The following is a 24,812-nucleotide window of genomic DNA, read 5'->3' on the forward strand; positions in this document are numbered from 1 at the left end:
GAGTGCTCACCGACCCACTTGCCGACGCGATCGTCACCGCAGAGAAGATCATCGAGGACGCGCCTCATGTTCGGGACGAGCGGGACCTTGCCGAGGGCTACGACTACCTGGCCGGCAACATCCGGGCATCGATCCAGATGGCGTGGGCGTACGACCCCGACTTTCCCTTCTTCGCATCGTCCACCGGTCCGTACACCAAGATGGGCCTCGACAACCCCGACACACTGTACTTCCACGCGAACATTCGTGACGACCAGGAATACGTCGTGTCCGGAAGGCGCGGTACCACAACCGATCTCAGCTTCCAGATCCTGAAGGGCGACTACTCCCCCGTCGATGTGCCGGACAGCCTCACCGCGTTCGACGATCGGCAGATCCACATCGACGCCGACGGGGCGTTCGAACTACATTTCGGGCGGGCATCGGACCTGCCGAACCACTTCACTCTCGGACCCGGGTCGTCGATGCTCGTCGTGCGGGAGGTCTACAGCGACTGGTCGGCCGAGCGCGGCACCCTGACCATTCGACGGGCAGGGAGCGAAGGAGAGTCACCCGAGCCGGTGTCGAAAGACTCTGTTGCCAAGCGATATTCGACGGCAGGCAAGATGCTCCTAGGTCGGTTGAACACGTTTCTGCAGTTCCCGCAGTGGTTCTATCTCGACCTCGACGTCAACACGATGACCGAACCACGGTTGACGCCAGGTGGACTCAGCACTCAGTACTCGTCGGCCGGGCACTACGAACTGACCGCCGATCAGGCGATGATCATCACCGTCCCGAAATCCGATGCGCCGTACCAAGGATTCCAGCTCGGCAGCCTGTGGTACATCTCCCTCGACTACATCGACCATCAGACGTCGCTGACGTCGGAGCAGGCACAGACGGATCCGGACGGGAACATCAGACTCGTCGTCAGCGAACGAAATCCTCACGTGGCCAACTGGATCGAGACCACCGGACATGCCCGCGGGTACGCCCAGTTCCGGTGGCAGCGTGTGGCACGGGAGATGACGGCAGCCGACGGACCGAGCGTCGAGGTGGTCGACTTCGATCAGGTGGCCTCGCGCCTGCCCTACTACGAGCAGAACAAGATCTCGGCCGAGGACTTCGCCCGTCGCATCACCGCACGACGTGATGCCGTAGCCGCGCGGATGCTCGGATGACCGGCCTGCTCGACGGCAGGGTCGTCGTCGTATCAGGGGTGGGGCCCTCGCTGGGCAGATCGATCGCACTGCGGAGCGCTGCGGAGGGTGCCGACCTCGTACTGGCCGCGCGTACCCCGAGCTACCTCGACGACGTCGCGAAGGAGGTGGCCGGCCTCGGACGTCGGGCAGTGGTGATTCCCACCGACATCACCGACGAAGAATCGGCGACGAACCTCGCTGTCCGTGCCGTCGACGCCTACGGGCACGTCGATGCGCTGATCAACAACGCCTTCGCGATTCCGTCGATGAAAGACTTGGCCCACACAGCTTTCAGCTCGATCCAACGAGGACTCGAGCTGTCACTGTTCGGGACCCTGCGGCTGTCGCACCTGTTCACTCCTGCACTGACAGCGTCGCACGGCTCGATCGTCATGATCAACTCGGCGGTGATCAGGCACTCCCAGCCGAAATACGGTGGGTACAAGATCGCCAAGGCGTCGTTGCTGGCAATGTCGCAAACCCTGGCGAGCGAGCTCGGCCCGCACGGGATACGCGTCAATACTGTTGCACCGGGCTACATCTGGGGTGAGACGCTGCAGGGATACTTCGCGCACATGGCACAGAAGTACGGGACGACGAGCGAGCAGATATACGAGCAGACCGCGTCGGCGATCGATCTTCGTCGTCTCCCCGAACCCGACGAGGTCGCCGACGCCGTCGTGTTTCTCGCGTCGTCGCGAGCGCGTGCGATCACCGGCCAATGCCTCGACGTCAACTGCGGCGAATACCACCACTAGGAGTTGCCATGACCAGCACGGAACGCACCGATGTCGGCACAGTGGAGGACTTGCACGCGTCGGCGACACGGGTGACGGGGTTGTCGGATTTCGGCGACGACGACTACGTGGAAGCGCTTGGCGTGCTGCTGGATTCGTACAGTCGGGATGCGGAGCTGACGGCACTGGGGTCGAAAATGAACCGCTACTTCCTGCGCGGTGCGCTCGTTGCTCGGTTGCTGAGCGAACAATCGTGGAAGCAGAATCCGGAGTATGCGTCGGTCCCGATCGACCGGCCTATCTTCGTCACCGGGTTGCCACGTACGGGAACCACTGCGCTGCACCGACTTCTGACTGTCGACCCGTCGCACCAGGGATTGGAGATGTGGCTGACGGAGGTGCCACAGCCTCGGCCGCCGCGTTCGGGGTGGGAAGCGAATCCGGTGTTCGCCGGAATCGAGAAGGGATTCGAACAGCATCACGTCGAACACCCCGAATTCATGGGTGTGCACTACATGTCGGCCGCCGAGGTCGAGGAATGCTGGCAGCTGCTCCGGCAGTCCGTGCATTCCATCGCCTACGAGTGTCTGGCGTATCTGCCGACGTACTCGTCGTGGCTCGCCGAGCAGAGTTGGCTCGGTGCGTACGGTCGGCACCGTCGCAACCTGCAGCTCATCGGATTGCACGACGCCGACCGACGGTGGGTGCTCAAGAACCCGAGCCACCTCTTCGCACTCGACGAGTTGCTGCAGGTCTACCCGGACGCACTCGTCATCCAGATGCACCGCGAACCGCGCACGATCATGCCGTCGATGTGCAGTCTCGCCGAACACGCGACGGCAGGCTGGAGTGAGAAATTCGTCGGCGACGTCATCGGCAGTACCCAGCTGGACCTGTGGGAGCGGGGGTTGGGAATGTTCGCGGCTGCTCGGGCCCGGGCTGATTCAGCCCAGTTCTACGACGTCGACTACCACGACTTCGTCGCCGACCCCCTCGGCACCGTCGAGCGGGTGTACCTCCATTTCGGTCTGGACCTGACCTCGGACGCTCGCGAACAGATGGAGGCCATGCACGCCGATAGCCGCCGCGGGGGTCGAAAGCCTGCGCACAAGTACACCCTCGGGGACTTCGGGCTCGACGGTGACGAGGTCGACCGGCGGTTGGGTGTGGGAGGTGGCTGACTGTCTTGGACTCTGGAGCGAGGGTGACATTCGGTCACTCAGAGTGAGCGAAGGAGGCATTCGCTCACCGGGGGCCCGGGTTAGTCTGGCGCAATGGCCCCGACACGATGGCAGAGCGAGAACACCGAGGACCAATCGCGGCAGTACGTCCGACGCTTCGACAGGCTCGAGGCGTCGGGAGTCGATCTACACGGTGAAGCGCGGATGGTCGATGCAGTGGTGGCCCCCGGGAGTTCGATACTCGACGCCGGTTGTGGCACAGCACGTCTCGGCGCGGAACTCGCGAGGAGGGGTCATACGGTCACCGCCGTCGACCTCGATCCGGTGTTCGTCGAGGCCGCGCGAGCGCACACTGCGATCACGGTGCACCAGGCGGATCTGACTGCACTCGAACTGGGCGAGACCTTCGATTGCGTGGTCGCCGCGGGCAATGTCATGGTCTTCATGACGCCAGGGACCGAGCGAGCAGCACTCGAACGCATTGCGGCACATATGAACCCGACTGCAGTATTCGTTGCCGGCTTCGCGACGGACCGGCAGTACACCGTCGAGCAATTCGACGACGACCTCGCCGCCGCGGGCTTACGCGTCGAACAGCGGTTTGCGACGTGGGATCTGCGGACGTGGCACGACGGCGCGGACTGGGCCGTCACGGTTGCTCGCCCCTCCGGACTACTGGCCTGACGTCAACTCATCTGGCAGCGCGTCGAACCAGTCGAGCGTCGCCTTTTCGTAACGGATCCCGAAATCGAGTGTGGCGGAATCGAATACCGTCCGCTGATCGGCGTGTGCCTGCTGCTGAGCCAAGTAGCCTTCCAGGACCTGCTCATGGCGTCGGCGATGCTCGTGGAGAATCTCCGCCCGACGGGCGGGTTCAAGGTGCTTGCCGAACGCGATGGTCAGCAGCAATGGGTGGCGGATGTTGGCTTCCCCTGGATCGCGGTCGATCCATTCGGTGAACGCAGCTCGGCCGGCGTCGGTGATGGTGAACGGCTTCTGCGCCCGTGCGCCGACGTCGCCCTCCTCTACGAAGCCACGCGCGGACAACGCCGACAACTCTCGGTAGACCTGGCTGCGCGTCACGGTCCAGAATCCGCCGATGCATGCCTCTGCCGTCGCATGCAGGTCCCAGCCTGTCATCGCACCGTCGTGCAGGAACCCGAGGAGCGAGGCGGCGGTGGCGTTGAGCGGCGAGTCGGTCACCGCTCCATCGTCACACACCTTGACATTCCACAGTGGGAGGTCGATGCTGGAGCGCAGTGACATTCCACAATGGAACGTCCGCCCCGACCGGTTCGGAGATCTCGATGTCCTACCAACCGTCCGTGCACCATTCTCCTGCCTCCCGTGTGTCCGACGCAGACCGCGACGACGCCGTCGAAGCGCTGACCAGCCACGTTGCAACAGGTCGGCTGTCGATCGACGACTTCGACACCCGCGCCGCACGCGTCTACGCCGCGGTGACGCGTGCCGATCTGGCGCAGGTGTTCGACGACTTGCCTTCCGCCGTCGAGAAGCCTGTTGTCACACCGACGCGCGTCGATCGAGAAGTGGCGGTGTGGGCAGCCGTCGGCGCGCTCTGCCTGGTCATCTGGGGTGTCACATCGATCGCGACGGGGACGTTCCTCTGCTTCTGGCCGGTGTGGGTGATCGGCCCGTGGGGCGCGATGCTTGCATTGCAGCGCGTGACCGGAATGCAGATGGGTTGTGCACGGATGCGCGTCTAGGACCGAACGATCGACGCGATCTGAAGGCGCGCGCCCAGTGGGTCCGCGATGCCTGCGATGCGTCCGAACGGTGAGTCTTCCGCGGCGTCCACGACCGTGCCACCCAAGTCCTTCACCTTCTCCACGGCTGCGTCGGTGTCGTCCACTCCGATGTAGAGCCTCCAGTGAGACGGGACGTCTGCCGGCAGGAATACTTCGGCGTCCATGATTCCGGCGATCATGTCGCCGCCGACGATGCCCTGCGAGTATCGAAACTCGTCGGTGTCGCCCAGGACGTCGTACGTCCAGTCGAACACCGACTCGTAGAAGGCCAGCGCCGCTCTGTAACCACGCGTGAACTGCTCGTGCCACACCGGAGTTCCGTGTTCACCCCACAGTCCGTAGCCCCGGTGCCGATTGGGCTGCCAGACACCGGCGATCGCTCCCCCGGCATCGACGACGAGTGCCATCGTGCCCTGATCCCCGACCTGCATCGCCGGGCACAGAACCTGGCCTCCCGCGTCTGTTGCCCGAGCGACGGTCGCATTCGCGTCGGCCGATCCGATGTAGGTGTTCCAGACGTTGGTCACCGTGGTCCCCGGCATCTGACCGCCGAGGCCGGCGACGGCCACCCCGTCCTTGAAGAACGTGGTGTATCCGCCGTACTCGGCTTCTTTGCTGACATCGGCCTCCCAGCCGAACAGCCCGTTGTAGAACGGGACGACGGTACTGGGATCCGAGCTGGTGAGGTCGACCCAGCATGGGGCGTCGACCAGGTATTCCTTGGCAGGCATGCCCCACAACGTACGCGGCACCTCTGACACTCACAGCACAATCGCAGCCCGAATGCATGTTTCCTCACAGCTACGCCGTGGAATGTAGTGAGCATGGCTACATACCAGTTGCGCGGCGCCGACGACGCCGTGCTCGCTCAAACCGAACTCCCGTCGGACACTCGCGCGATGGCGTGGATGGTGTCGGCGGCGACCGTCAACCGTCGTGAGCTCGACGGACGCCGATGGGAAGGGTTCCGCCTCGCGGAGACCGGGTGGGAACACCGATTCTCCGGCGCCTACCGAAAGGAGAAAGTCGGAGCCGGTCGTTGACCGGCCCCGACTTCTTCATCGAGCGAGCGACGGGATTCGAACCCGTGTAAACGGCTTTGCAGGCCGGTGCCTAGCCACTCAGCCACACCCGCATCGACTAGAACTATGCCGTCTCGACCACGCGTCGACCATGCTTCGAATCAGCGTGATTCGAACGTACGCTGACGCGCCGTGGGAGGATGGACGACATGTCTTCATCGTCGCCACTTCCCCTCGATCCCATTGCAGAAGCCCATCGTCAGTGGGCCGCGCATGGATGGGGAGACGCCGCCGACGGAATGGCCGCTGTCACTTCGTTGATGCGCGCGCAGCAGATCATGCTGGCCCGCGTCGAAGAGGTGCTCAAGCCCACAGGATTGACGTTCTCGCGATACGAACTGCTGACGCTCCTGACGTTCACGAAGAACGGCGCACTCCCCATGGCCAAGGCCAGTGCACGCCTTCAGGTCCACCCCACCAGCGTCACCAACGCGGTGGATCGCCTCGAAGCCGCCGGATACGTCCAGCGCACACCGCATCCGAGCGACCGTCGGACGACGTTGGTGGAAATCACCGAAGAGGGCCGAAAGCTGGCGGTCGACGCCACCGAGAAACTCAACGACCAGGTGTTCGGCAAGCCGGGTCTCGCGAAGGAACGCCTGACATCGCTGGTACGCATCCTCGCCGAACTGAGGCGTACCGCCGGGGATTTCGACGACGCGGGAACCACCTCGACCTGGTGACTCTCCTTGTGAGTGAAAATGCATAGAGGGCTATACATTTTCACTCACGTAGGTTTCATGATCAAATACGACGTGCGTGCGGCGGGGGCTGCGCGCAGGTTGGAGTCAGCAGTGTTGGTCGTCGGTGTCGGGGCAGGTGCACATGGGGCACGCGCGATCCTGACGTATCTGGACAGTCCGCATCGCGCACCCATCGCATCGCGCACCGTGCGTAGACGTGCTGGGCAGTCGCTCGTCTCCGCGGTGTCCGACGGCGTATCCGCACTTCATTCAGTAGCGTCGAAACTGGCTCTGCAGGTTGGTCACTCCGCGATCGCCTATCGCGTCAGCGAAGATGCCGACGCCATCACAGCGCACGGCGACGCACGACCGTCGGCCCTCGTGCACGAAACCGACGCACAGCTGCGGTATCTGCGATTCACCGGAACGGTTCCCAACCATGGTTCGACGGTCGTGTGCGACATGGGAAGCACCGGAATGACTGCGTCGGTGGTCGACCTCGCCGGAGGCGAAACCGTCACGGCGCGAAGAACTTCCACGTTCTGCGGCGATGACCTGGATCACCTGATACGACGCCACCTCGCGTCGAACGGGGTGCGTATCGGTGTCGATCGGTCGCGTCTTCTGAAAGAGCAGCTCGGCATCGGCGGAGTCGTCAACGCACACAACGCAGATGGGCCCGGACACCATGTCCTCACTCGAAAGGACTTCGAGGACATGATCGCCGGGCCGGTGCGCTACGCCACGATGGTGGTCGACCAGACGATCGAGCTATCGGGAGTGAAGCCGTCGTCGATCGTGCTGGTCGGCGGTGGTGCGAACGTCTCGTCGATCGGCGCGTCGTTCGAACGCCACATCGGTCTGCGTACACACGTACCCGACCGTCCCGAACTGGTGTCGGCGCGAGGCGCAGCCCTGCTGTCCGTGGATCAGCAGGGCTGACTCGCCTCAGCGGTTGACGAACTTGGCTTGCCGCTTCTCGACGAACGCGGCCATGCCTTCCTTCTGGTCCTCGGTGGCGAACGTCGAGTGGAACAGTCGACGTTCGAACCGAACGCCCTCTGCCAGAGACGATTCGAACGACCGATTCACGGCGTCCTTCGCCATCATCGCAACAGGAAGCGACATTTCCGCGATGGTCGCCGCGGTCTTGATGGCGTCGTCGAGCAGTTCGGCCGCAGGCACGATGCGTGAGACGAGTCCCGCGCGTTCGGCCTCCTCGACCTTCATGTTCCGTCCGGTCAGCACCATCTCCATCGCCTTGGCCTTGCCGACCGCGCGTGTGAGTCGCTGTGAGCCACCGATTCCCGGGATGACGCCGAGCTTGATCTCGGGCTGACCGAACACCGCGGTGTCCGACGCGATCAGGACGTCGCAGATCATCGCAAGTTCGCATCCGCCACCGAGCGCATACCCGGATACGGCCGCCACGATGGGTGTACGGGCTGCGGACAGGCGATCCCAGGCGCTGAAGAAGTCTTCCTGGTACACATCCATGTACGACTTCGGCTGCATCTCCTTGATGTCTGCGCCCGCCGCGAATGCCTTCTCCGACCCGGTGATCAGGATCGCGCCGATGCCCTGATCCGCGTCGAATTCCTCGACGACGGACACGACTTCGCGCATGAGCTCGGAGTTCAACGCGTTCAACGCCTTCGGGCGGTTGAGCGTGATGATTCCGACGCGTCCGCGGCGTTCCGTCAGGATGGTCTGGTAGTCCGTCATTCCGCAGCCCCCGTCGAACGCTCGCGGATGTCGTTGATGATGCCGGAGAAGTCGACATCGGTTCCGCCGCCGGAGGTCTCCTTGAACTTGGAGTAGATCTCCGCGGCCTGCAGACCGAGAAGACCCTCGACGCCGTTGGCGCGCAGTGCGTTCGCGGCCAGACCGAGGTCTTTGTCCATCAACGCTGCCGCGAACCCCGGCTTGTAGTCGTTGTTGGCGGGGCTCGTCGGAACCGGGCCGGGCACAGGACAATTGGTGGTGAGCGCCCAGCACTGACCCGAGGCCGTCGACGAGACGTCGTACAGCGCCTGGTTGCTCAGCCCCAGCTTCTCACCGAGAACGAATGCCTCGCTGATCGCGATCATCGAGACGCCGAGGATCATGTTGTTGCAGATTTTCGCGGCCTGGCCGTTGCCTGCCTGACCACAGTGCACGACCTTACGACCCATGACGTCGAGAACTGCTGCGGCAGAGGCGAAGTCCTCCTCCGATCCACCGACCATGAACGTCAACGTTCCGGCCGCTGCACCGCCGACGCCACCGGACACGGGCGCGTCGAGACCGCGGTGGCCTGCCGCCTGGACCAGCTTGTGCGCAGCATGGGCGTCGGCGACGTCGATGGTGGAGCTGTCGATGAACAACGTGCCGGGGGCCGCAGCAGGCAGCAATTCTTCGTAGAGGCCGAGCACCAGACGCCCGTTCGGGAGCATGGTGACGACAATGTCCGCGTCTTTCACTGCAGCCACGGCGGATTCGACGACGGTGATGCCGTCGGCCTTCGCCTGTGTCAGTGCGGCTTCGACCAGATCGAAGCCTTGCACCGTGTAGCCGGCCTTGACCAGGTTGGCGGCCATCGGGCCACCCATATGGCCGAGTCCGACGAAACCTACAGTCTTCTCACTCATGCGCTTTCTCCAGACCTAGTTCCAAGCTACCCAGCGATTCGAAGTACCGATCCACGTCGGCCTGCGTGACATCCGCCAGCGTCGCGGGCGACCACTTCGGGTTCCTGTCCTTCTCGACGACCTGCGCGCGGATGCCCTCGACGAGGTCGTGTGATTCGAGGGATGCCAGCGACACCCGGTACTCCTCGTTCAACACCTCTTCGAGCGACGACGCCTTCGCGGCGCGACGCAGCGATTTCAGCGTCACCTTCAGCGACACAGGCGACTTCGACTCGATGTCCGACGCCGCCTTCTCTGCGTCGGGAATACCGCTGCCGCGCAGACCTTCCAGGATTTGTTCGACCGTCGCGGCGCTGTAGAAGCGGTCGATCCAGTCCTTCGAGGCGTCCAAAGTCGATGCCGGCGCTTCCTCTGTGAAAGCGTCGAGTGCTTCCGCCAACGAGCTCGACTCGAGTGCGTCGTAAAATTTCTCGAGATTGTCCGACGGCATGTAGTGATCGGCGAATCCAGCGGCGATGGCGTCGCCTGCATCCATGCGAGCCGTCGTCAGACCGAGGTGCGTGCCGAGCTCGCCGGGGCTGCGCGCGAGGAGGTACGTGCCACCGACGTCGGGGATGAATCCGATGCCGACCTCGGGCATGGCGATCTTCGACCGCTCCGTGACGATGCGCGTGTTGCCATGCGCCGACAGTCCGACGCCACCGCCCATGACAACGCCGTCCATGATGGCGACGTAGGGCTTGTCGAAACGAGCGATCGCAGCGTTGAGGATGTACTCCTCGCGCCAGAAGTCCTTCGAGCCGCTGCCGCCTTCTTTGGCGTCGTGATAGATCGAGACGATGTCGCCGCCGGCACACAGACCGCGCTCACCTGCACCGACCAGCAGAACTAGTTCGACGGAGTCGTCCGTGGCCCACTCGTCGAGTTTCGGCGCAATCTGTTGCACCATCGCGTGATTGAGCGCGTTGATGGCTTTCGGGCGGTTCAGGGTGATCCGGCCGACACCGTTCCGAACGTCGAACAGAACTTCGGGCTCTGGCTCTGTCATGCTGCTCCCACAATCGAGCGAGCCACGACGACTCGCATGATCTCGTTGGTCCCTTCGAGGATCTGGTGCACACGAAGATCGCGGACGATCTTCTCGACACCGTACTCGGCAAGATACCCGTAACCACCGAGAAGTTGCAGTGCATTGTTCGCGACCTCGAAGCCGGTGTCGGTGGCGAATCTTTTTGCCATCGCACACAGTTCGACCTTGTCGGGAGCATTGTTCTGCAGTGCGTCCGCAGCTCGCCACAGCATTGTCCGAGCGGCCTCGAGCTCGGTCTTCATGTCCGCCAACCGGAACTGCAGAGCCTGCGCATCGAGAAGCCGGTTGCCGAAGGCCTTGCGCTCGAGCAGATACGCGACCGCCTTGTCGAGTGCACTCTGCGCACCACCGATCGAGCACGCCGCGATGTTCAAGCGACCGCCGTTGAGACCGTTCATCGCGATCCGGAAGCCGCCGCCCTCGTCGCCGAGCACGTTCGCCGCCGGAACCCGCACGTCCTCGAAGATGACCTGCCGAGTGGGTTGGGCATTCCAGCCCATCTTCTTCTCGTTCGCACCGAACGACAAACCCGGTGAGTCCTTCGGCACGATGATCGCCGTGATGCCCTTGGGTCCGGCGTCGCCGGTGCGGACCATCACGACGTAGACATCCGATGTGCCTGCGCCCGAGATGAACTGCTTGACGCCGTTGAGGACATAGTCGTCACCGTCGCGAACTGCTTTGGTGGACAAGGCCGCCGCGTCGGAACCCGCTCCTGGCTCGGTGAGGCAGTAGCTACCCAGCTGATCCATCGAGCAGAGTCCGGGAACCCACTGGCGACGCTGGTCGTCGGTGCCGTAGGTGTCGATCATCCACGTCACCATGTTGTGGATCGAAATATAGGCCGCGATGGACGGATCACCCGTCGCGAGCTGCTCGAAGATCCGCACCGAATCGAGCCGCGTCAGGCCCGATCCGCCGACATCTTCGTTGATGTAGATCCCACCCATCCCGAGACCCGCCGCTTTACGCAGCACATCCACCGGAAAGTGCTTGGCCTGATCCCATTCCACCGCGCTGGGGGCCAGGAACTCGTCGGCGAAATCCCGTGCAGTTTCGTTTATTGCCTGCTCGTCTTCGGTCAATGTGAACATGCGTCAGTCCATGTTGGGGATGACGAAGTGGTTCGACGCAGCAGCCTCTTTGGTGCCGGAAGGCCAACGCTGCGTGACGGTCTTGGTCTTGGTGTAGAAGCGCACCGAGTCCGGTCCGTGCTGGTTGAGATCGCCGAAGCCGGAACGCTTCCAGCCACCGAAGGTGTGGTACGCGATCGGCACCGGGATCGGGACGTTGACGCCGACCATGCCGACCTGGACGCGCGTCGTGAAGTCGCGGGCGGTGTCTCCGTCGCGCGTGAAGATCGAGACGCCGTTGCCGTACTCGTGCTCGGTCGGAAGACGCAGCGCATCCTCGTAATCCTTGGCGCGCACGACGATCAGGACAGGTCCGAAGATCTCTTCCTTGTAGATGCGCATGTCCGTGGTGACCTTGTCGAACAGCGTTGCGCCCGCGAAGAATCCGTTCTCGTGGCCTTCGAGGCGGAAGTCGCGACCGTCGACGACGAGCTCGGCGCCCTCATCGATTCCGATCTGCGTGTAGTCGTTGACACGCTTGAGTGCATCGCTGCCGACGAGCGGCCCGAAGTCCGCATCTTCGTCGTCGGAGCGGCCGATCTTCAGCGTCGCGACGCGTTCCTTGAGCTTGGCGACGAGTGCGTCGGCAGTTTCCTCGCCGACCGGAACCGCTACGGAAATGGCCATGCAGCGCTCGCCGGCCGAGCCGTACGCAGCACCGAGGAGGGCGTCGGCGACCTGGTCGAGATCGGCGTCGGGCATGACGAGAGCGTGGTTCTTGGCGCCACCGAAGCACTGTGCGCGCTTGCCGTTCTTGGCGGCGGTCTCGTAGATGTACTGCGCGATCGGAGTGGAGCCGACGAAGCCGATGGCCTTGACGCGGTCGTCGTTCAGCAGCACGTCGACGGCGTTCTTGCCGCCGTTGACGACGTTGAAGACGCCCGGGGGCAGACCTGCTTCGAGGAACAGTTCGGCGAGCTTGAGCGGCACCGACGGGTCACGCTCGGACGGCTTGAGGATGAACGCGTTGCCGGTCGCGATGGCCGGACCTGCCTTCCACAGCGGGATCATCGCCGGGAAGTTGAACGGGGTGATGCCCGCGACGACGCCGAGAGGCTGACGCATCGAGAAGACATCGATGCCGCCGCCCGCACCCTCGGTGAACTCGCCCTTGAGCAGGTGCGGGATCCCGACGGCGAACTCGACGACCTCGAGGCCGCGCTGGATGTCGCCCTTGGCGTCGGCGATGGTCTTGCCGTGCTCGGACGACAGCAGCCGGGCCAGCTCGTCCATGTCGCGGTTGATGAGCTGCAGGAACTTCATGAGGACGCGGGCGCGGCGCTGCGGGTTCCAGCGGGCCCACTCGACCTGCGCCTGCTCTGCGTCGGCGATAGCGGCCTCGACCTCGGCGTCACTGGCCAGCGGCACGAGCGCCTGAACCTCGCCGGTGTTGGGGTCGAAGACGTCGCCGAAATTGCCGGACTCTCCGGGCACGTGCTTTCCGCCGATGAAATGGGTGAGTTCGCGAGCCATGGGAACGGTCCTAACGATGAGGAGATGTTGTGCGCTCATCCTATAGTCGGACTTCCAAGTAATCAACCATGTGCATGAAAATCCATAGCGGGCTATGTATTTCCATGCACATGGGGCGAAGCCCCCTACAGGCGCGAGTAGAACGCCTTCAGATCCGCGACGGCCTGGGTGACCTCGTGCTCGTCGGACCCCGTTGACCTCATTGCACGCCGGAGGACCATCGAGTCCAGGTCGTCGACGGCGGGCGCGAAGTTCGGCTTCGGCAGCGACGGGAACGGCATGTCGTCGCCGAACCAATCGTCGCGATCCACCTCGACCTCGGCCTCGCCGACACCTTCGATCAACTGGTCCAGGTCGACGCCACGCAAGGTAAGGATCGTCGTCGCCGACGCGTCGATGTGTTCGGCCGCGATGTACATCAGCGCGGCCGCGTGCTTGCACGGCCACCCGTCGTCGGGGCAGGTGCAGTCGAAGTCGAGTTGTCCGCGGTCGTGCGGCAGCAGCGCCGACGCCAATGCCTGCGGAATCGCATTGGACGCGAGCTCGGCCAGCATCCCCGGATTCGACGTCACCCGCGCCATCAGCGCCGCCACCTCGCCCTGCGACAGCGGATCGACCGTCACCGAAGCCGAAAAGGGCTCGAGCTGGCTGCCCTGCACCTCGCCGTAGATCTGGCCGCGCTCGATGCCGAGGTTCAACACCTGTCCCCCACGCGCGTACGTTCGGCCACGCGCGATGCGACCCGGGTCGGCAAGTTCCTCCATCGCCGTCACGAAATGGCGACCCCACCACGTCTCACCGAACGCTCCGCGCTTGTTGCGCGCCTCGATGCCGCCCTTGACCTTTCGCCGTTTTCCGTACTGACTGAAGTCGGCCATCACTCGCCCACCGCATCCTCGCCGAGCCGGAACAGCTCGCGCAGTTCCGCGGTATCCATCTCGGTCACCCAGTTCTCCCCGGTGCCGACGGCCAGATCCGCGAGATCCTGCTTGGACGACAGCATCCCGTCGATGCGCTCCTCGACAGTGCCGACGCACAACAACTTTCGCACCTGCACGTTCTTGCGCTGGCCGATTCGGAAGGCACGGTCGGTTGCCTGATTCTCGACTGCAGGGTTCCACCACCGATCCAGATGCACGACGTGGTTAGCCGCCGTCAGATTCAGGCCTGTACCACCGGCTTTCAGCGACAGCATCATGATGGGCGGGCCATCGTCGCTCTGGAACCGCTCGACCATGCGGTCGCGCTTCGATTTGGTGACGCCGCCGTGCAGGAACGGAACCTCGGTCCCGAATCGCTCGGCGAGGTACGGCGCCACGATGTCACCGAACTCGCGAAACTGCGTGAACAACAACGCTTTCTCGTTGTCGCCCAGCACCGAATCGAGAATGTCCTCCACGAGCCCGATCTTCCCGGACCGATGCTGACCACGCTTGAGCACCGGCGAACCGTCGGACAGGAAGTGTGCGGGGTGATTGCACACCTGCTTGAGCCGCGTCAGCGCCGACAGCACCGCGCCCTTGCGCTTCATCCCCTTCTTGTCGGCGATCTGCTCCAGCATCTCGTCGACGACGGCCTTGTACAGCGCAGCCTGCTCTGCGGTGAGGTTCGACCGCACCGTCATCTCGTTCTTCTCCGGCAGATCCGAGATGACCGACGGATCGGTTTTGACCCGTCGCAGAATGAACGGCGACGTGATGGCGCGCAGCCGCGTCACGGCTCCCTCGTCCCCCTCGCGTTCGATAGGAACCGAGAACCGCTTGCGGAAATCCGACGGCCGACCCAGCATGCCGGGGTTCGCGAAATCCAGAATCGACCGCAGCTCGTCGAGCCGGTTCTCGACCGGGGTTCCGGTGAGCGCCAGCTTGTGCTCGGCCGGGATCGCGAGCGCGGCCCGCGCCTGCGACGTCGCCGAGTTCTTGATGTGCTGCGCCTCGTCGAGAACCACTCGACGCCAAGTCTTTTCCGCAAGTTGCGCACGATCTTTCGCCATCAATGCGTACGTGGTGACGACGAGGTCGTGCTCGGAAATCGCCTTGTCGAGATCGTCACCCTTGTCACGCGCGGGCCCGTGATGGACCAGAACCCGCAGTGCGGGCGTGAACTTGGCCGCCTCACGCTGCCAGTTTCCGACGACGGACATCGGCGCGACGAGCAGCGTCGGCGTCGGGCTCTGCTCGTGCGCGAGAAGCGACAGCACCTGCAGCGTCTTCCCGAGGCCCATGTCGTCGGCCAGCACAGCACCGAGACCGAGCCGGCTCATGAACACGAGCCAGTCCAAACCGCGGCGCTGATAGGGCCTGAGCACTGCGTCGACACCGTCGGGCGTGGGAATCTCCTCGGGGGACGCACCCGGATCCAGCAGCGTCGCAGCCCACCCCGTCGCCTGGATGTCCTCGACGGGCGCCGGCGGTGGTTCCTCAAGTGTCATCTCCCGGACGAGCTTGCCGAGCGTGGTGCCGTCGCCGTGATGCTCCGCGACATATCGTGCAGCCCTGGCGAGTTGACCGCCGTCGGCCATCACCCATTTTCCGCGAAGCTTGACCAGGTCGCCCTTGGACACGGCCAGGCGATTCATTTCCGCCTCGGTGAGGACCATGTCGCCCAGTTGCAGCTGCCAGTCGTACGAGACCAGCTCGTTCATTCCGACAGCTCGGTTCTCCGCGGCCTTCGTCACCGGCACGTCGACGCGCAACCGCATCGACGGATCGAGTCGGGTCCACGCACGCGGCAGCAGAACCGCGACACCTGCGGACTGCAACGCCTTCGCACCATGTTCGACGAGGTCGATCACGACCGACGTCGGCAGCAACAGATCGAGCGTGCCCTCGTTCGACGGCAGATCCCGCAGCCTCGGATACGCCGTGACGGCTTCACCGAGTTTGCGTACCGCGGTGGACAACAACGTCGCATCGACGCGGCGGTTCATCGGAACCGGTACGGGCGCTTCACCATCCGCGCGCAGGCACACCTGCAACGTCCAGAGGGCCTCGTCCTCCTCGTCGTCGGGTTCGAGAAGACGCAACACGAGCGACGGCTCGTCGACGGTCAAGCTTGCCCGCCACTTGTCGAGCAGCGTGGCGGTCTCCTGGGTGCCCGTCGTGTACGGCTCGTCGTGGACGAGTGCCGTCCACATCGGGTGTTCCGTGCCTGGCTTACCGAGGATCGACCGGACGATGGGATCGGTGAGCTCGTCGACGATGTTGCCGAGCAACTGCTTCGGCCTGCCCTCGGACCGCAGCACCGACGGCATCATGACCGCCAGCTCGCTGATCCACGCACGTTGACGTTCGCCGCCGACAAGTTTCCACCGCGGCCACCACTGCCCGTCGGCGCGTATCAACGACGGCACGACGCGTCCCGCCTTCGCCCATGCCTCGATCCCGTGCGCCACATGGCCGAGATAACGCAGATCCCCGGAGATCCCAGCGTGCGACGACGGGGTGCGCAGCAACAGAGCCGCGGCATTCGACGGTGCGAGAGCGATGGCCGGAATCTTCGCCTTCTTCGTCTCTCCCCCGGCCGAGGGGAACGTGACCGTCGCACTCGCCCGAAAAGACTTGGTCAACGCGCGCGCATGGGCGGCAGGGAGTTCAGGTTCATTCCCGGCGGATATCTCGTCGTCCCACAGCAACAGCCCCGAATTCGGGGACCAGAGACCGTGCAGCATCTGTCCATCCAACCAGGGCTCACGAGGCCCGGGTGCGCGAGTCCCAGCGTCCGGCCACCGGTCCGACAAACCAGGATGTTCCAGTTGCGCCCTCCGCGGCGTTGTTTTCCTGATCCAAGGGCCGCAAGCGGGACATCTGGCCCGCCCTCTGCCCGTCGAATCGGACAATGAGGCAAAGTGGATGCATGATCGCGTATGGATTCAGCGAGTACGGTGGCCCCGAAACCGAGTACTTTCTCGACATTCCGATCCCGGACCCAGGACAGGGACAGCTGCTGATCGCAGTGCACGCCGCAGGCGTGAATCCCGCCGACTGGAAGGTCAGGTCCGGCAATCGCAAGGACACCGTGCAGACGGTGCTACCTGCGGTTCTCGGTCGAGAAGTAGCAGGAACCGTCGTCCAGGTCGGCACACACGTCGACGGGTTCTCGGTCGGAGATCAGGTGTTCGGTGCGACGGCGTCGGGTCACGGCGGATACGCGCAATACACCGTTCTCAACGCCGCCAACGCCGCGCACAAACCGGACTCCGTGTCGTTCGCCGTGGCAGCGACACTCCCCGTGGCAGCAGGCACGGCCTACGACGCGCTGGACCACCTGGCACTGCACAAGAAAGACACTCTGGTGGTACTCGGAGCAGGCGGCGGGGTCGGTTCGGCGGCGCTGCAGTTGGCGCATGCCGACGGAATCTCCACGATCGGCGTCGCGAGCGAGGGCAAGAAGGAGTGGATCGAGAGCCTGGGCGCGAGGTTCGTCGCATCGGGCACACCGCTCGGCGGCACTGCCGACGGCATCTTCGACCTCGTCGGCGGCGACGTCCTGCGCGACGCCGCGACGCGCACCGCACCCGGCGCGCCGATCGTCAGCGTCGCCGACCCCATGCTGGCGACGTCGCTCGGCGGCTCGGGTGTCACCCGGGATCGCAGTGCCGCAGCCTTCACCCGGCTCGCCGAACTGGTGGCATCGGGGGTTCTGAAGCCGCGCGTCGAGAACGTGCTCCCGCTCGAACGTGCCGGTGACGCACTCGCGCTCGTCGAGACCGGCCATGCGACAGGAAAGGTCGTCATCGAGGTCAGCTGAACGTGTCGGACCCGTAGGGCACACTTCTACGCAGAACTGGAACTGACGATTGGGTGTGTGTGAAGAAGCTGCGTATTGCGCTGCTGTTGGTGGTCGTCACGTTGGTGATGTCGGCGTTCGGGTCCTGTGACACGTCGGATATTCCGGGTTTCTCTGCGCCGCCGCCGGCTCCCGGAAGCCCCACGCGCACACAGATAGACGAGCTTCTCGCCCAGGTGCAGGTCGTCGCCGCGCGGCCCGACGCATTCGGTTACGAGCGCGGATGCAAGAGCGGTCAGGGTTGTGTCTTCGGCCCGGCGTGGACCGACGACTACGACGGCCCCGGTGGGCACGACGGCTGCGGCACTCGCGACAACGTCCTCGCCAAGGACATGACCGATCTCGTGTTCAAGAACGGAACGCGTAACTGCGTCGTGCTGGAAGGCACTCTCGCGGACCCGTATTCGGGGACCGTCATGACGTTCAGCAAATCCGACGCGAGCAAGGTCCAGATCGATCACGTCTACCCGCTGTCCGCGGCGTGGGACATGGGAGCCAACGGGTGGCTTCCGGAGAAGCGCGTTCGCTTCGCCAACGACATCGACTTCAATCTCATGGCCGTCAACGGCAGCGACAACCAGTCGAAGAGCGACAAGACGCCGTCGCACTGGCTTCCGCCGAACGAGGCGTACCACTGCTTCTATGCCGGCAAGTATCTGTCCGTCGCGGCACAGTACGGGCTGCCGATCACCCAGGCCGATCAGCGAACACTTGCCGACATCTCCGCAACGTGCTGAGCGCGTAATGTACTGACAATGTCTCGCAGCTTCCTGAACCGTGAAACTCAGCTCTGCATGTCGCTGTCGGCGCGACCGAGCAACATCGGCACGCGGTTTCACAACTACCTGTACGACGAGCTCGAGCTGAACTTCGTCTACAAGGCATTCACGACGACGGATCTGCCCGCCGCGATCGGCGGCGTCCGCGCGTTGGGCATCCGCGGCTGCGCGGTGTCGATGCCGTTCAAGGAGGACGTCATCGCGTTGGTCGACGTGATGCACGATTCGGCGAGCGCAATCGAGTCGGTCAACACCATCGTCAACGACGACGGCGTCCTGCACGCCTACAACACCGACTACCAGGCCGTCGCGAATCTGCTTGCGTCGTCGGGCTTCTCGACGGACTTCTCCGTAGCCGTGACCGGAAGCGGAGGCATGGCCAAGGCAGTCGTTGCGGCACTGCGGGATTCGGGGTTCACCCGAGGGACGGTCGTCGCGCGAAACGCCGAGACGGGTCCTGCGCTGGCGTCGGCCTACGGTTACGAGTGGTCCGCAGAGGCAGTCTCGGCCGACCTTCTCGTCAATGTGACGCCGGTGGGTATGGCAGGCGGTCCCGACGCCGACGCGTCGCCGTACTCCGACGCGCAGATCGAGTCGGCACAGGCGGTGTTCGACGTCGTGGCGATGCCGTCGGAGACGCCGTTGATCGTGAAAGCGCGCGCGGCCGGAAAACCAGTCGTGACCGGCGCCCAGGTCATCGCACTGCAAGCGGCCGAGCAGTTCGTGCTCTACACCGGAGTTCGGCCGTCGGACGACCAGATCCAGCGGGCGTCCGAGTTCTCCCGACGGTGACGCACGAGGGGCCACTGCAGCCCGTCCTGGCCGGTGTCGTGGCCGCGCTCGTCGGATTCACGAGTTCGTTCGCGGTCGTTCTCACCGGCCTCCGCGCTGTCGGAGCCTCGCCTGCCGATGCCGCGTCGGGACTTCTCGCGATCTGTGTGACACAAGCCCTCGGCATGCTGTATCTGTCGCGACGGTATCGACTGCCCATCACGCTGGCCTGGTCGACGCCCGGAGCTGCGTTGCTCGCCGGGACCGGAACGGTCGCCGGCGGATGGCCTGCCGCGGTGGGCGCGTTCGTCGTGGTCGGTGTGCTCGTGGTGACGACGGGCCTGTGGCCGTGGCTCGGGGCGTTGATCACGTCGATTCCGACGTCGCTCGCCCAGGCGATGCTCGCGGGCGTCCTGCTTCCTCTGTGTCTGAAGCCGGTGACCGCGTTCGCGGCGTCGCCTGCCGTCATCGCCCCGGTCGTGCTCGTGTGGCTTGTACTGCAACGCTTCTCGAAGCGGTGGGCCGTGCCCGCGGCGTTCGGTGTGGCCGCGATCGTCATCGCTGTCGACGTCGTGGTCGAGGATCGCGTTCCGAGCGCGTCCGACTTGATTCCACACATCGCTCTGACGGCACCCGCGTGGACGTGGCAGGCGATCATCGGGATCGCCCTGCCGCTCTACATCGTCACGATGGCGTCGCAGAACATCCCGGGAATGGCCGTCATGAAATCCTTCGGGTACGACGTTCCATGGCGACCCTCGATGAGTGTCACGGGAATCGGCACGGTACTCGGAGCGCCCTTCGGCGGGCACGCCATCAATCTCGCCGCGATCAGCGCAGCACTCGCCGCCGCACCCCAGGCGCATCCGGATCCGAAGCGGCGGTGGATCGCCGCGTCGTCCGCCGGGTGGTTCTATCTCCTTCTCGCGCTGTGCTCGGCGGCAGTCGCGACGCTCGTCGCTGTTGCACCTGCGGGCGTCGTCGAAACGGTTGCGGGCCTTGCCTTGCTGGGCACACTCGCCGCCTCGCTCGCCGGAGCGCTGAAGGACGAGAGTTCACGGGAGGCTGCGGTTCTGACGTTCGTCATCGCGGCGTCGGGAATCGGCATCTTCGGCATCGGCTCGGCGTTCTGGGCGCTCGTCGTCGGCCTCGTGATTCGCTGGGTCCTGAAGCCGAAACCGATAGAGTAGGCCGATATGACAGCTTCTGCCGGTCAGCGCGCCGAACACAACACCGCAGCCGACTACCCGGCCCTCTGGCCCGTCGCGACGCGATGGGACGACAACGACCACTACGGGCACGTCAACAACGTCACCTACTACTCGTACTTCGACACCGCGGTGAACGGTTGGCTCATGTCGACCACCGGGGTCGACATTCGGGACCTTCCGGCGATCGGCGTCGTCGCCGAGACGTCGTGCCGATACAGGCGCGAACTGTCGTTCCCCGACCGACTTCAGGTGGGACTGTCCGTCGAGAAACTGGGCACGCGCAGCATCGTCTACTCGCTCGCGCTGTTCCGCGAGAGCGACGAGGACGAACTACAGTTGGCGGCGACGGGCAGGTTCGTACACGTCTACGTCGACGCCACCACCCGCACGCCGGTGACTATTCCCACCGAGATCGAGGCTGCCGCACGCACTCTCGTGGTACCGAGCTAGAGACCGATGTCGTCGGCGATCGATGTCGCGCGCGCGAGGATGTCGTCGACCAACGTCGTCGTGGGTGCGCCCGCAGCGGCACGGTTGCGCGCGTCGGCCTCGGCGCGGCGCATCACCCCTTCGGCGATGATCGCCAGCTTCCACAGTGCGAGCACCTGCCAGTAGTCCGCCGCGGACACGTCGCGGCCGGTGGACCGCGCGTATTCGGCGACCAGCTCGGCGCGCGTCGGGAAACCCGGAAGAGTCGACGCCATGAACGGGCCGGCGACATCGTCACCAGCCTCCGGCCAGTACGCGAGCAGACCGCCGAGGTCGGCCAGCGGATCGCCCAGCGTGCACAACTCCCAGTCGACGACGGCCACGATCGACCCGTCCGTCCGAGACGTGATGACGTTGTTCAAGTGGAAGTCGCCGTGCACGAGCGAAAGTTCGTGCTGTTCAGGTGCATTGGCCGCGAGACGCCTCGCAAGCGAATCGATCGCGGACACGTCGCGCGTCTTCGTGTGCTCCCACTGCGTCGTCCACCGCTTGAGCTGCCGCTGCGCGTAAGGCTTGTGACTGGCCAGATCGAGCAACCCGACACTCTCGAGGTCCACCCGGTGGATCTCGGCGAGCGCATCGGCCATGCCGAGGCCGACGGCGCGTCGAACATCGGTATCGGTTGTGTTCGCGACGGCGACGGAGTCGATCACGACACCGTCGACGTGACTCATCAACACCAGTGGAACGTCCGAGACCGCTGGGTTCTCCGACAGCGCCAACATCTTGGGAACCGGAACTGCCGTGTTCTGCAGAGCGGACAGAATCCGATACTCACGAACCACGTCGTGAGCCGACGCCAGAAGCGTGCCGAGCGGGGGCCGTCGCAGAACCCACCGCGACCCACTGGCGTCGGAGACCGCGAAGGTCAAATTGGATTGGCCGTTACCGATTCGCTGGAAGTTCAGCGGCGAGACCGCTCCGATTCCCAGCGACCCGATCCACTCCGACACCGCGGATTCGTCGACGCCTGCAGACGGCATTCAGTCCCCTTCTCACGACTACTCGTATCCCGAGTGGATGGTAGCCACTCGGGATACGTTCAGGGTCGTGATCGAAAAGGGTTGCTCAGCTTGCGCGCAGGAAAGAGGGAGAGTCCGACGCTCCCGCCGACGTCGTGTCACGACGGGCAGCGATCTCGTCGACATCCCCGACGAGAAGCGCGACGAGAGCCTCCGGCTCGCTGATCCAGGCCTGTGCCATTGCCCGAAGCTCGGACGACACGAAGAACCCGCTCATCTCCAACGCCCCAATCCACTCCGCCACCACCTCGGTGGTCGGTTCGGGGAGAGCGCTACGGTCGAGCCGAGCGACGTCGAACTCGTAACAGAAGAAGGCGCGCATCATGTCCAGCTGGCCCTGCGACAGCGAGGGCCCGGCCTCGGAGGGGGCCTCGACGGCAGGGGGTGCATCTGCCAGAGCGGGTGCATCTGCGAGAGTCATGGTTTCTCCTTCGATCGGCTTCGCTGAGCAATCGGCGTCGTTGCGCGACCACTTTCTGTGCGAGATCCGGTCAGTGCAATGTCCGGTCAGCCACGAGGCTGGACGTGCCCGGTACCGTTTTCAGATCGTTACGATCGTCGGTGTAACGATTTCTCAGTTGTCCGCGATGCTTCGAAGCTACGCTCTGCCCAACCCGCACCACCAGACCAAACCGGATGATGTGATAAGCGTCACAGTTTGTCTTTCCATCCAGTCACTTTCCAGTTACGAATCATCTGTCACGCTCGCCCGTTTCCGGAGGGACCGCCCCGATCCGTCGAATAGATGCAGGTAGCGTGGTTTCACGTGGTGAACGAAGCAACGACCCTCCCTGTTCGCCTACGCCGGGCCCGAGCAGCGATATTCGGCGTGTTCGCGGTCAACGGTTTCGTCTTCGCTATCTGGGTCGTGCACATCCCCAGCGTCGAAGATCGCGTCGGGATTTCGCATGCCACGCTCGGGTCACTGCTGCTCGTTCTCGGAGCCGGCGCGATCGTCGGGATGCAGACGGCGGGCCCTTTGTCGGACCGCTTCGGGAGTAACCGTCTCGTGACCATCGCGGGCATCGTGTTGTCGATCGCCGTGATGGGTCCCGCTCTGTCGACGAGCCCCATGGCGCTCGCGGCGTCACTGTTCGTGTTCGGGATGTTCAACGGTGCGCTGGACGTGTCGATGAACTCCCAAGCCGTCGACGTCGAGCGTCTCTACGAGCGACCGATCATGTCCGCGTTCCATGCCTTGTTCTCCGTGGGCGGTGTCGTCGGTTCACTCGTCGGCGCGGCGACGCTGGCCGCCGGCGTGCGCATCGAGGTCTCGATGGGCGCAGCGGCGATACTGGGCATCGCGTCGATCATGGTCTGCAGCCGCTTCCTGCTCCAGGCGTCCGAACACATCGCAGAGACACACGACGCGCCCGGCGGGAAGTTCACCCCTCGGGTCCTCACGCTCGGTGCGCTCGCGTTCTCCCTGATGTTGGCCGAAGGCGTCGCCAACGATTGGAGCACCCTGCAGGTCAAGGAACACCTCGACACCGCCGACGGCACGGCAGCGTTGGCGTTCGGATTCTTCGCCGCGATGATGACGGTCGGTCGATTCTGCGCGGACCGCGTCAGCGCGAGGTTCGGGCCCGTCGCCGTCGTGCGGTACGGAAACCTGATCGCGGCCGTCGGGATGCTGGCGGTCTTCTCGTCCGAGTGGCTGCCGCTCACCCTCGCCGGATGGGCGGCGTTCGGGCTCGGGTTGTCCGGCAGCATTCCGCAGATCTTCACCAGCGCGGGAAACCTGGGGTCCGGTCCGTCCGCAACCAACATGTCCCGCGTCGTCGGGATGGGGTACGTGGGTCTGCTCGCCGGGCCCGCCCTCATCGGGTGGCTGTCACATGCGATCCCGCTCACGACCGCGATGCTGGTGCCCTTGGCTCTGACGGTCGTCGCGGCCGCGTCGGCCGGCACTGTGAGACCGCCCCGAACGCACGTTCCCCAGTAGCCTCACGGCCGCTTCACATGCCGCGTTCAGACTCCTGCTGCATCCTCTAGAGTCGTGTCGCTTATGAATGAGGGGGTGTTCGGGGTATGAGCGCAGATACGGACAGCATGGAGCTCGTCGAGCTCGAGGAATCCGAGCTGTACGAGGAGGATTCGGACGCGATCGCACGGCGTCGACGAATACTGGCGAGAGTCGTCGCCGTCGGTGCGGCGGTCGCAGGACTGATCGTCCTGCTCGCGGTATTACCGTTGGCCGGCATCGACTATCCGCACTCGCGGGCCGTCGTTCCGAGTCTGGTGAGTCCGTCGGACGCTGTGCTGACGGCGTTCGGCATCACGCCGGTTCTCGTGGCCGTCGCGGCGCTGACCGTCGTCGCGTTGATGCGAAAACTTCCGTACGGGATCGGGGCGGTCATCACGCTCGTGATCGGCGCGTCTCTGACGACCGCCGGAGTTCGCGCGTGGGCGAACGGCTGGGTTCCGGCGTCGGCGTTACCGAACGGCTACGTCACGGCTGCGGTCGCACTCGTGTGCGCGACGACGCTCGTGGCGTCGAGCAGATTCCTGCCGATGGTGTGGGGGCTGGGCGGTGTCGGAGCTGCGACGGTATGCGCGGCTGCGGTCATCGGAGGCGCTACGTCGGTCGTGGGAGTTCTGACCACTGTGCTGATCGTGCTGGGCTGGTGGGCCGCGTCGTCGGCAGTGATGGTCTACTCCCCCGTCGCAGCGGAACGGGAGAAGCAGAATCCGTTCGATACTGCGGCGCTCGCGTTTCGCAGGATGCGCTAGCGCGCCTGTGCGTGCGTAGTTTGCCTATGGACCAACTACGCACGCACGGGCAGCGAA

26 protein-coding genes and 1 tRNA gene are annotated in these 24,812 nt (G+C 64.5%); 15 read left to right on the forward strand and 12 right to left on the reverse strand.

Annotation, left to right across the window (positions count from 1 at the left end; genetic code table 11):
- Nucleotides 1-2 precede the first annotated feature (2 nt).
- The 4 genes from CHB96_RS11615 to CHB96_RS11630 all read left to right on the forward strand — a co-directional run bounded on the left by CHB96_RS11615 (nucleotide 3) and on the right by CHB96_RS11630 (nucleotide 3,786).
- Entirely contained in the window at nucleotides 3-1,163 is a 1,161-nt protein-coding gene (locus tag CHB96_RS11615; protein WP_089246720.1) for a hypothetical protein, read from the forward strand.
- Nucleotides 1,160-1,942 (forward strand): SDR family oxidoreductase, encoded by a 783-nt coding sequence (locus tag CHB96_RS11620; RefSeq protein WP_089246261.1) that lies wholly within the window; start codon nucleotides 1,160-1,162, stop codon nucleotides 1,940-1,942. The genes CHB96_RS11615 and CHB96_RS11620 overlap by 4 nt, the downstream gene beginning before the upstream one ends.
- Nucleotides 1,943-1,950: 8 nt before the next feature.
- Nucleotides 1,951-3,102 carry a sulfotransferase family protein gene (locus tag CHB96_RS11625; RefSeq protein ID WP_089246263.1) on the forward strand — a complete coding sequence of 384 codons (1,152 nt, stop codon included), beginning with the start codon at nucleotides 1,951-1,953 and terminating at the stop codon, nucleotides 3,100-3,102.
- Between the two features lie 93 nt (nucleotides 3,103-3,195).
- On the forward strand, nucleotides 3,196-3,786 hold the full coding sequence (locus CHB96_RS11630; RefSeq protein WP_089246265.1) for a class I SAM-dependent DNA methyltransferase: 591 nt from the start codon (nucleotides 3,196-3,198) through the stop codon (nucleotides 3,784-3,786).
- Here the strand turns inward: CHB96_RS11630 and CHB96_RS11635 are convergent.
- Complete coding sequence (locus tag CHB96_RS11635) at nucleotides 3,775-4,305, reverse strand: PadR family transcriptional regulator (protein WP_245865505.1); 531 nt, start codon at nucleotides 4,303-4,305, stop codon at nucleotides 3,775-3,777. The two genes, CHB96_RS11630 and CHB96_RS11635, sit on opposite strands and share 12 nt — an antisense overlap.
- Before the next feature lie 56 nt (nucleotides 4,306-4,361).
- Here CHB96_RS11635 and CHB96_RS11640 point away from each other — a divergent pair, with 56 nt between their 5' ends.
- Nucleotides 4,362-4,829, forward strand: coding sequence for a DUF1707 SHOCT-like domain-containing protein (locus CHB96_RS11640; protein WP_245865507.1), 468 nt, complete (start codon nucleotides 4,362-4,364; stop codon nucleotides 4,827-4,829).
- On the opposite strand, the gene CHB96_RS11645 is transcribed toward CHB96_RS11640, so the two are convergent.
- Nucleotides 4,826-5,602, reverse strand: coding sequence for a VOC family protein (locus tag CHB96_RS11645; protein ID WP_089246724.1), 777 nt, complete (start codon nucleotides 5,600-5,602; stop codon nucleotides 4,826-4,828). The two genes, CHB96_RS11640 and CHB96_RS11645, sit on opposite strands and share 4 nt — an antisense overlap.
- Before the next feature lie 93 nt (nucleotides 5,603-5,695).
- Between CHB96_RS11645 and CHB96_RS11650 the strand changes: the two genes are divergently transcribed.
- Nucleotides 5,696-5,914 carry a hypothetical protein gene (locus tag CHB96_RS11650; RefSeq protein ID WP_141136474.1) on the forward strand — a complete coding sequence of 73 codons (219 nt, stop codon included), beginning with the start codon at nucleotides 5,696-5,698 and terminating at the stop codon, nucleotides 5,912-5,914.
- Between the two features lie 21 nt (nucleotides 5,915-5,935).
- Here CHB96_RS11650 and CHB96_RS11655 read toward each other — a convergent pair.
- A tRNA-Cys gene (locus tag CHB96_RS11655) sits at nucleotides 5,936-6,006 on the reverse strand.
- Nucleotides 6,007-6,102: 96 nt separating this feature from the next.
- Here CHB96_RS11655 and CHB96_RS11660 point away from each other — a divergent pair.
- Nucleotides 6,103-6,636 (forward strand): MarR family winged helix-turn-helix transcriptional regulator, encoded by a 534-nt coding sequence (locus CHB96_RS11660; protein WP_176444257.1) that lies wholly within the window; start codon nucleotides 6,103-6,105, stop codon nucleotides 6,634-6,636.
- A 57-nt stretch (nucleotides 6,637-6,693) separates the two neighbouring features.
- Complete coding sequence (locus CHB96_RS11665) at nucleotides 6,694-7,578, forward strand: Hsp70 family protein (RefSeq protein ID WP_141136475.1); 885 nt, start codon at nucleotides 6,694-6,696, stop codon at nucleotides 7,576-7,578.
- Between the two features lie 6 nt (nucleotides 7,579-7,584).
- Here the strand turns inward: CHB96_RS11665 and CHB96_RS11670 are convergent, their stop codons facing one another.
- From CHB96_RS11670 to CHB96_RS11700, 7 genes are all read right to left on the reverse strand, one after another.
- A complete protein-coding gene (locus CHB96_RS11670; protein WP_089246273.1) occupies nucleotides 7,585-8,361 on the reverse strand; it encodes an enoyl-CoA hydratase in 777 nt (258 codons plus the stop codon).
- A complete protein-coding gene (gene mmsB, locus CHB96_RS11675) occupies nucleotides 8,358-9,266 on the reverse strand; it encodes a 3-hydroxyisobutyrate dehydrogenase (protein ID WP_089246275.1) in 909 nt (302 codons plus the stop codon). Before mmsB ends, CHB96_RS11670 begins: the two co-directional genes overlap by 4 nt.
- Nucleotides 9,259-10,314, reverse strand: a complete 1,056-nt coding sequence (locus CHB96_RS11680; protein ID WP_089246277.1) for an enoyl-CoA hydratase/isomerase family protein — start codon at nucleotides 10,312-10,314, stop codon at nucleotides 9,259-9,261. Before CHB96_RS11680 ends, mmsB begins: the two co-directional genes overlap by 8 nt.
- Entirely contained in the window at nucleotides 10,311-11,450 is a 1,140-nt protein-coding gene (locus CHB96_RS11685; RefSeq protein WP_089246279.1) for an isobutyryl-CoA dehydrogenase, read from the reverse strand. The genes CHB96_RS11680 and CHB96_RS11685 overlap by 4 nt, the downstream gene beginning before the upstream one ends.
- Before the next feature lie 3 nt (nucleotides 11,451-11,453).
- Entirely contained in the window at nucleotides 11,454-12,962 is a 1,509-nt protein-coding gene (locus CHB96_RS11690; RefSeq protein WP_089246281.1) for a CoA-acylating methylmalonate-semialdehyde dehydrogenase, read from the reverse strand.
- Nucleotides 12,963-13,087: 125 nt separating this feature from the next.
- Complete coding sequence (locus CHB96_RS11695) at nucleotides 13,088-13,840, reverse strand: SWIM zinc finger family protein (protein WP_089246283.1); 753 nt, start codon at nucleotides 13,838-13,840, stop codon at nucleotides 13,088-13,090.
- A complete protein-coding gene (locus tag CHB96_RS11700) occupies nucleotides 13,840-16,632 on the reverse strand; it encodes a DEAD/DEAH box helicase (RefSeq protein WP_089246285.1) in 2,793 nt (930 codons plus the stop codon). The genes CHB96_RS11695 and CHB96_RS11700 overlap by 1 nt, the downstream gene beginning before the upstream one ends.
- A 185-nt stretch (nucleotides 16,633-16,817) precedes the next feature.
- Here CHB96_RS11700 and CHB96_RS11705 point away from each other — a divergent pair, with 185 nt between their 5' ends.
- The 5 genes from CHB96_RS11705 to CHB96_RS11725 are packed head-to-tail and all read left to right on the forward strand — an operon-like array spanning nucleotide 16,818 to nucleotide 20,961.
- The gene (locus CHB96_RS11705) at nucleotides 16,818-17,711 is read left to right on the forward strand and encodes an NADP-dependent oxidoreductase (protein WP_089246287.1); all 894 of its coding nucleotides are present in this window, start codon (nucleotides 16,818-16,820) and stop codon (nucleotides 17,709-17,711) included.
- A gap of 59 nt (nucleotides 17,712-17,770) precedes the next feature.
- Nucleotides 17,771-18,487 (forward strand): HNH endonuclease family protein, encoded by a 717-nt coding sequence (locus CHB96_RS11710; protein ID WP_371829006.1) that lies wholly within the window; start codon nucleotides 17,771-17,773, stop codon nucleotides 18,485-18,487.
- Nucleotides 18,488-18,505: 18 nt separating this feature from the next.
- Nucleotides 18,506-19,321 carry a shikimate 5-dehydrogenase gene (locus CHB96_RS11715; RefSeq protein ID WP_089246289.1) on the forward strand — a complete coding sequence of 272 codons (816 nt, stop codon included), beginning with the start codon at nucleotides 18,506-18,508 and terminating at the stop codon, nucleotides 19,319-19,321.
- The gene (locus CHB96_RS11720; protein WP_089246291.1) at nucleotides 19,318-20,490 is read left to right on the forward strand and encodes a benzoate/H(+) symporter BenE family transporter; all 1,173 of its coding nucleotides are present in this window, start codon (nucleotides 19,318-19,320) and stop codon (nucleotides 20,488-20,490) included. The genes CHB96_RS11715 and CHB96_RS11720 overlap by 4 nt, the downstream gene beginning before the upstream one ends.
- A gap of 6 nt (nucleotides 20,491-20,496) precedes the next feature.
- Complete coding sequence (locus CHB96_RS11725; RefSeq protein ID WP_089246293.1) at nucleotides 20,497-20,961, forward strand: acyl-CoA thioesterase; 465 nt, start codon at nucleotides 20,497-20,499, stop codon at nucleotides 20,959-20,961.
- On the opposite strand, the gene CHB96_RS11730 is transcribed toward CHB96_RS11725, so the two are convergent.
- Nucleotides 20,958-21,983, reverse strand: a complete 1,026-nt coding sequence (locus CHB96_RS11730; RefSeq protein WP_089246295.1) for a phosphotransferase family protein — start codon at nucleotides 21,981-21,983, stop codon at nucleotides 20,958-20,960. The two genes, CHB96_RS11725 and CHB96_RS11730, sit on opposite strands and share 4 nt — an antisense overlap.
- An 85-nt stretch (nucleotides 21,984-22,068) precedes the next feature.
- Nucleotides 22,069-22,443 (reverse strand): hypothetical protein, encoded by a 375-nt coding sequence (locus CHB96_RS11735; RefSeq protein WP_089246297.1) that lies wholly within the window; start codon nucleotides 22,441-22,443, stop codon nucleotides 22,069-22,071.
- Between the two features lie 324 nt (nucleotides 22,444-22,767).
- Here CHB96_RS11735 and CHB96_RS11740 point away from each other — a divergent pair, with 324 nt between their 5' ends.
- Entirely contained in the window at nucleotides 22,768-23,967 is a 1,200-nt protein-coding gene (locus CHB96_RS11740; RefSeq protein WP_089246299.1) for an MFS transporter, read from the forward strand.
- Nucleotides 23,968-24,053: 86 nt separating this feature from the next.
- Complete coding sequence (locus CHB96_RS11745; RefSeq protein WP_089246301.1) at nucleotides 24,054-24,755, forward strand: hypothetical protein; 702 nt, start codon at nucleotides 24,054-24,056, stop codon at nucleotides 24,753-24,755.
- The last annotated feature ends 57 nt before the right edge of the window (nucleotides 24,756-24,812 follow it).

Origin of the sequence: Rhodococcoides kyotonense (genome assembly GCF_900188125.1) — a bacterium.
GTDB classification, from domain to species: Bacteria; Actinomycetota; Actinomycetes; order Mycobacteriales; family Mycobacteriaceae; genus Rhodococcoides; species Rhodococcoides kyotonense.

Bases quoted from the DNA above. Each gene is read 5' to 3' on its own strand.
- CHB96_RS11715 (WP_089246289.1), top strand. From the start codon at position 18,506: ATGTCTCGCAGCTTCCTGAACCGTGAAACTCAGCTCTGCATGTCGCTG.
- CHB96_RS11670 (WP_089246273.1), bottom strand. From the start codon at position 8,361: ATGACGGACTACCAGACCATCCTGACGGAACGCCGCGGACGCGTCGGA.
- CHB96_RS11685 (WP_089246279.1), bottom strand. From the start codon at position 11,450: ATGTTCACATTGACCGAAGACGAGCAGGCAATAAACGAAACTGCACGG.
- CHB96_RS11695 (WP_089246283.1), bottom strand. From the start codon at position 13,840: ATGGCCGACTTCAGTCAGTACGGAAAACGGCGAAAGGTCAAGGGCGGC.
- CHB96_RS11745 (WP_089246301.1), top strand. From the start codon at position 24,054: ATGAGCGCAGATACGGACAGCATGGAGCTCGTCGAGCTCGAGGAATCC.
- CHB96_RS11625 (WP_089246263.1), top strand. From the start codon at position 1,951: ATGACCAGCACGGAACGCACCGATGTCGGCACAGTGGAGGACTTGCAC.
- CHB96_RS11650 (WP_141136474.1), top strand. From the start codon at position 5,696: ATGGCTACATACCAGTTGCGCGGCGCCGACGACGCCGTGCTCGCTCAA.
- mmsB (WP_089246275.1), bottom strand. From the start codon at position 9,266: ATGAGTGAGAAGACTGTAGGTTTCGTCGGACTCGGCCATATGGGTGGC.
- CHB96_RS11680 (WP_089246277.1), bottom strand. From the start codon at position 10,314: ATGACAGAGCCAGAGCCCGAAGTTCTGTTCGACGTTCGGAACGGTGTC.
- CHB96_RS11705 (WP_089246287.1), top strand. From the start codon at position 16,818: ATGATCGCGTATGGATTCAGCGAGTACGGTGGCCCCGAAACCGAGTAC.
- CHB96_RS11660 (WP_176444257.1), top strand. From the start codon at position 6,103: ATGTCTTCATCGTCGCCACTTCCCCTCGATCCCATTGCAGAAGCCCAT.
- CHB96_RS11645 (WP_089246724.1), bottom strand. From the start codon at position 5,602: ATGCCTGCCAAGGAATACCTGGTCGACGCCCCATGCTGGGTCGACCTC.
- CHB96_RS11740 (WP_089246299.1), top strand. From the start codon at position 22,768: ATGCAGGTAGCGTGGTTTCACGTGGTGAACGAAGCAACGACCCTCCCT.
- CHB96_RS11700 (WP_089246285.1), bottom strand. From the start codon at position 16,632: ATGCTGCACGGTCTCTGGTCCCCGAATTCGGGGCTGTTGCTGTGGGAC.
- CHB96_RS11620 (WP_089246261.1), top strand. From the start codon at position 1,160: ATGACCGGCCTGCTCGACGGCAGGGTCGTCGTCGTATCAGGGGTGGGG.
- CHB96_RS11725 (WP_089246293.1), top strand. From the start codon at position 20,497: ATGACAGCTTCTGCCGGTCAGCGCGCCGAACACAACACCGCAGCCGAC.
- CHB96_RS11630 (WP_089246265.1), top strand. From the start codon at position 3,196: ATGGCCCCGACACGATGGCAGAGCGAGAACACCGAGGACCAATCGCGG.
- CHB96_RS11665 (WP_141136475.1), top strand. From the start codon at position 6,694: ATGATCAAATACGACGTGCGTGCGGCGGGGGCTGCGCGCAGGTTGGAG.
- CHB96_RS11735 (WP_089246297.1), bottom strand. From the start codon at position 22,443: ATGACTCTCGCAGATGCACCCGCTCTGGCAGATGCACCCCCTGCCGTC.
- CHB96_RS11690 (WP_089246281.1), bottom strand. From the start codon at position 12,962: ATGGCTCGCGAACTCACCCATTTCATCGGCGGAAAGCACGTGCCCGGA.
- CHB96_RS11730 (WP_089246295.1), bottom strand. From the start codon at position 21,983: ATGCCGTCTGCAGGCGTCGACGAATCCGCGGTGTCGGAGTGGATCGGG.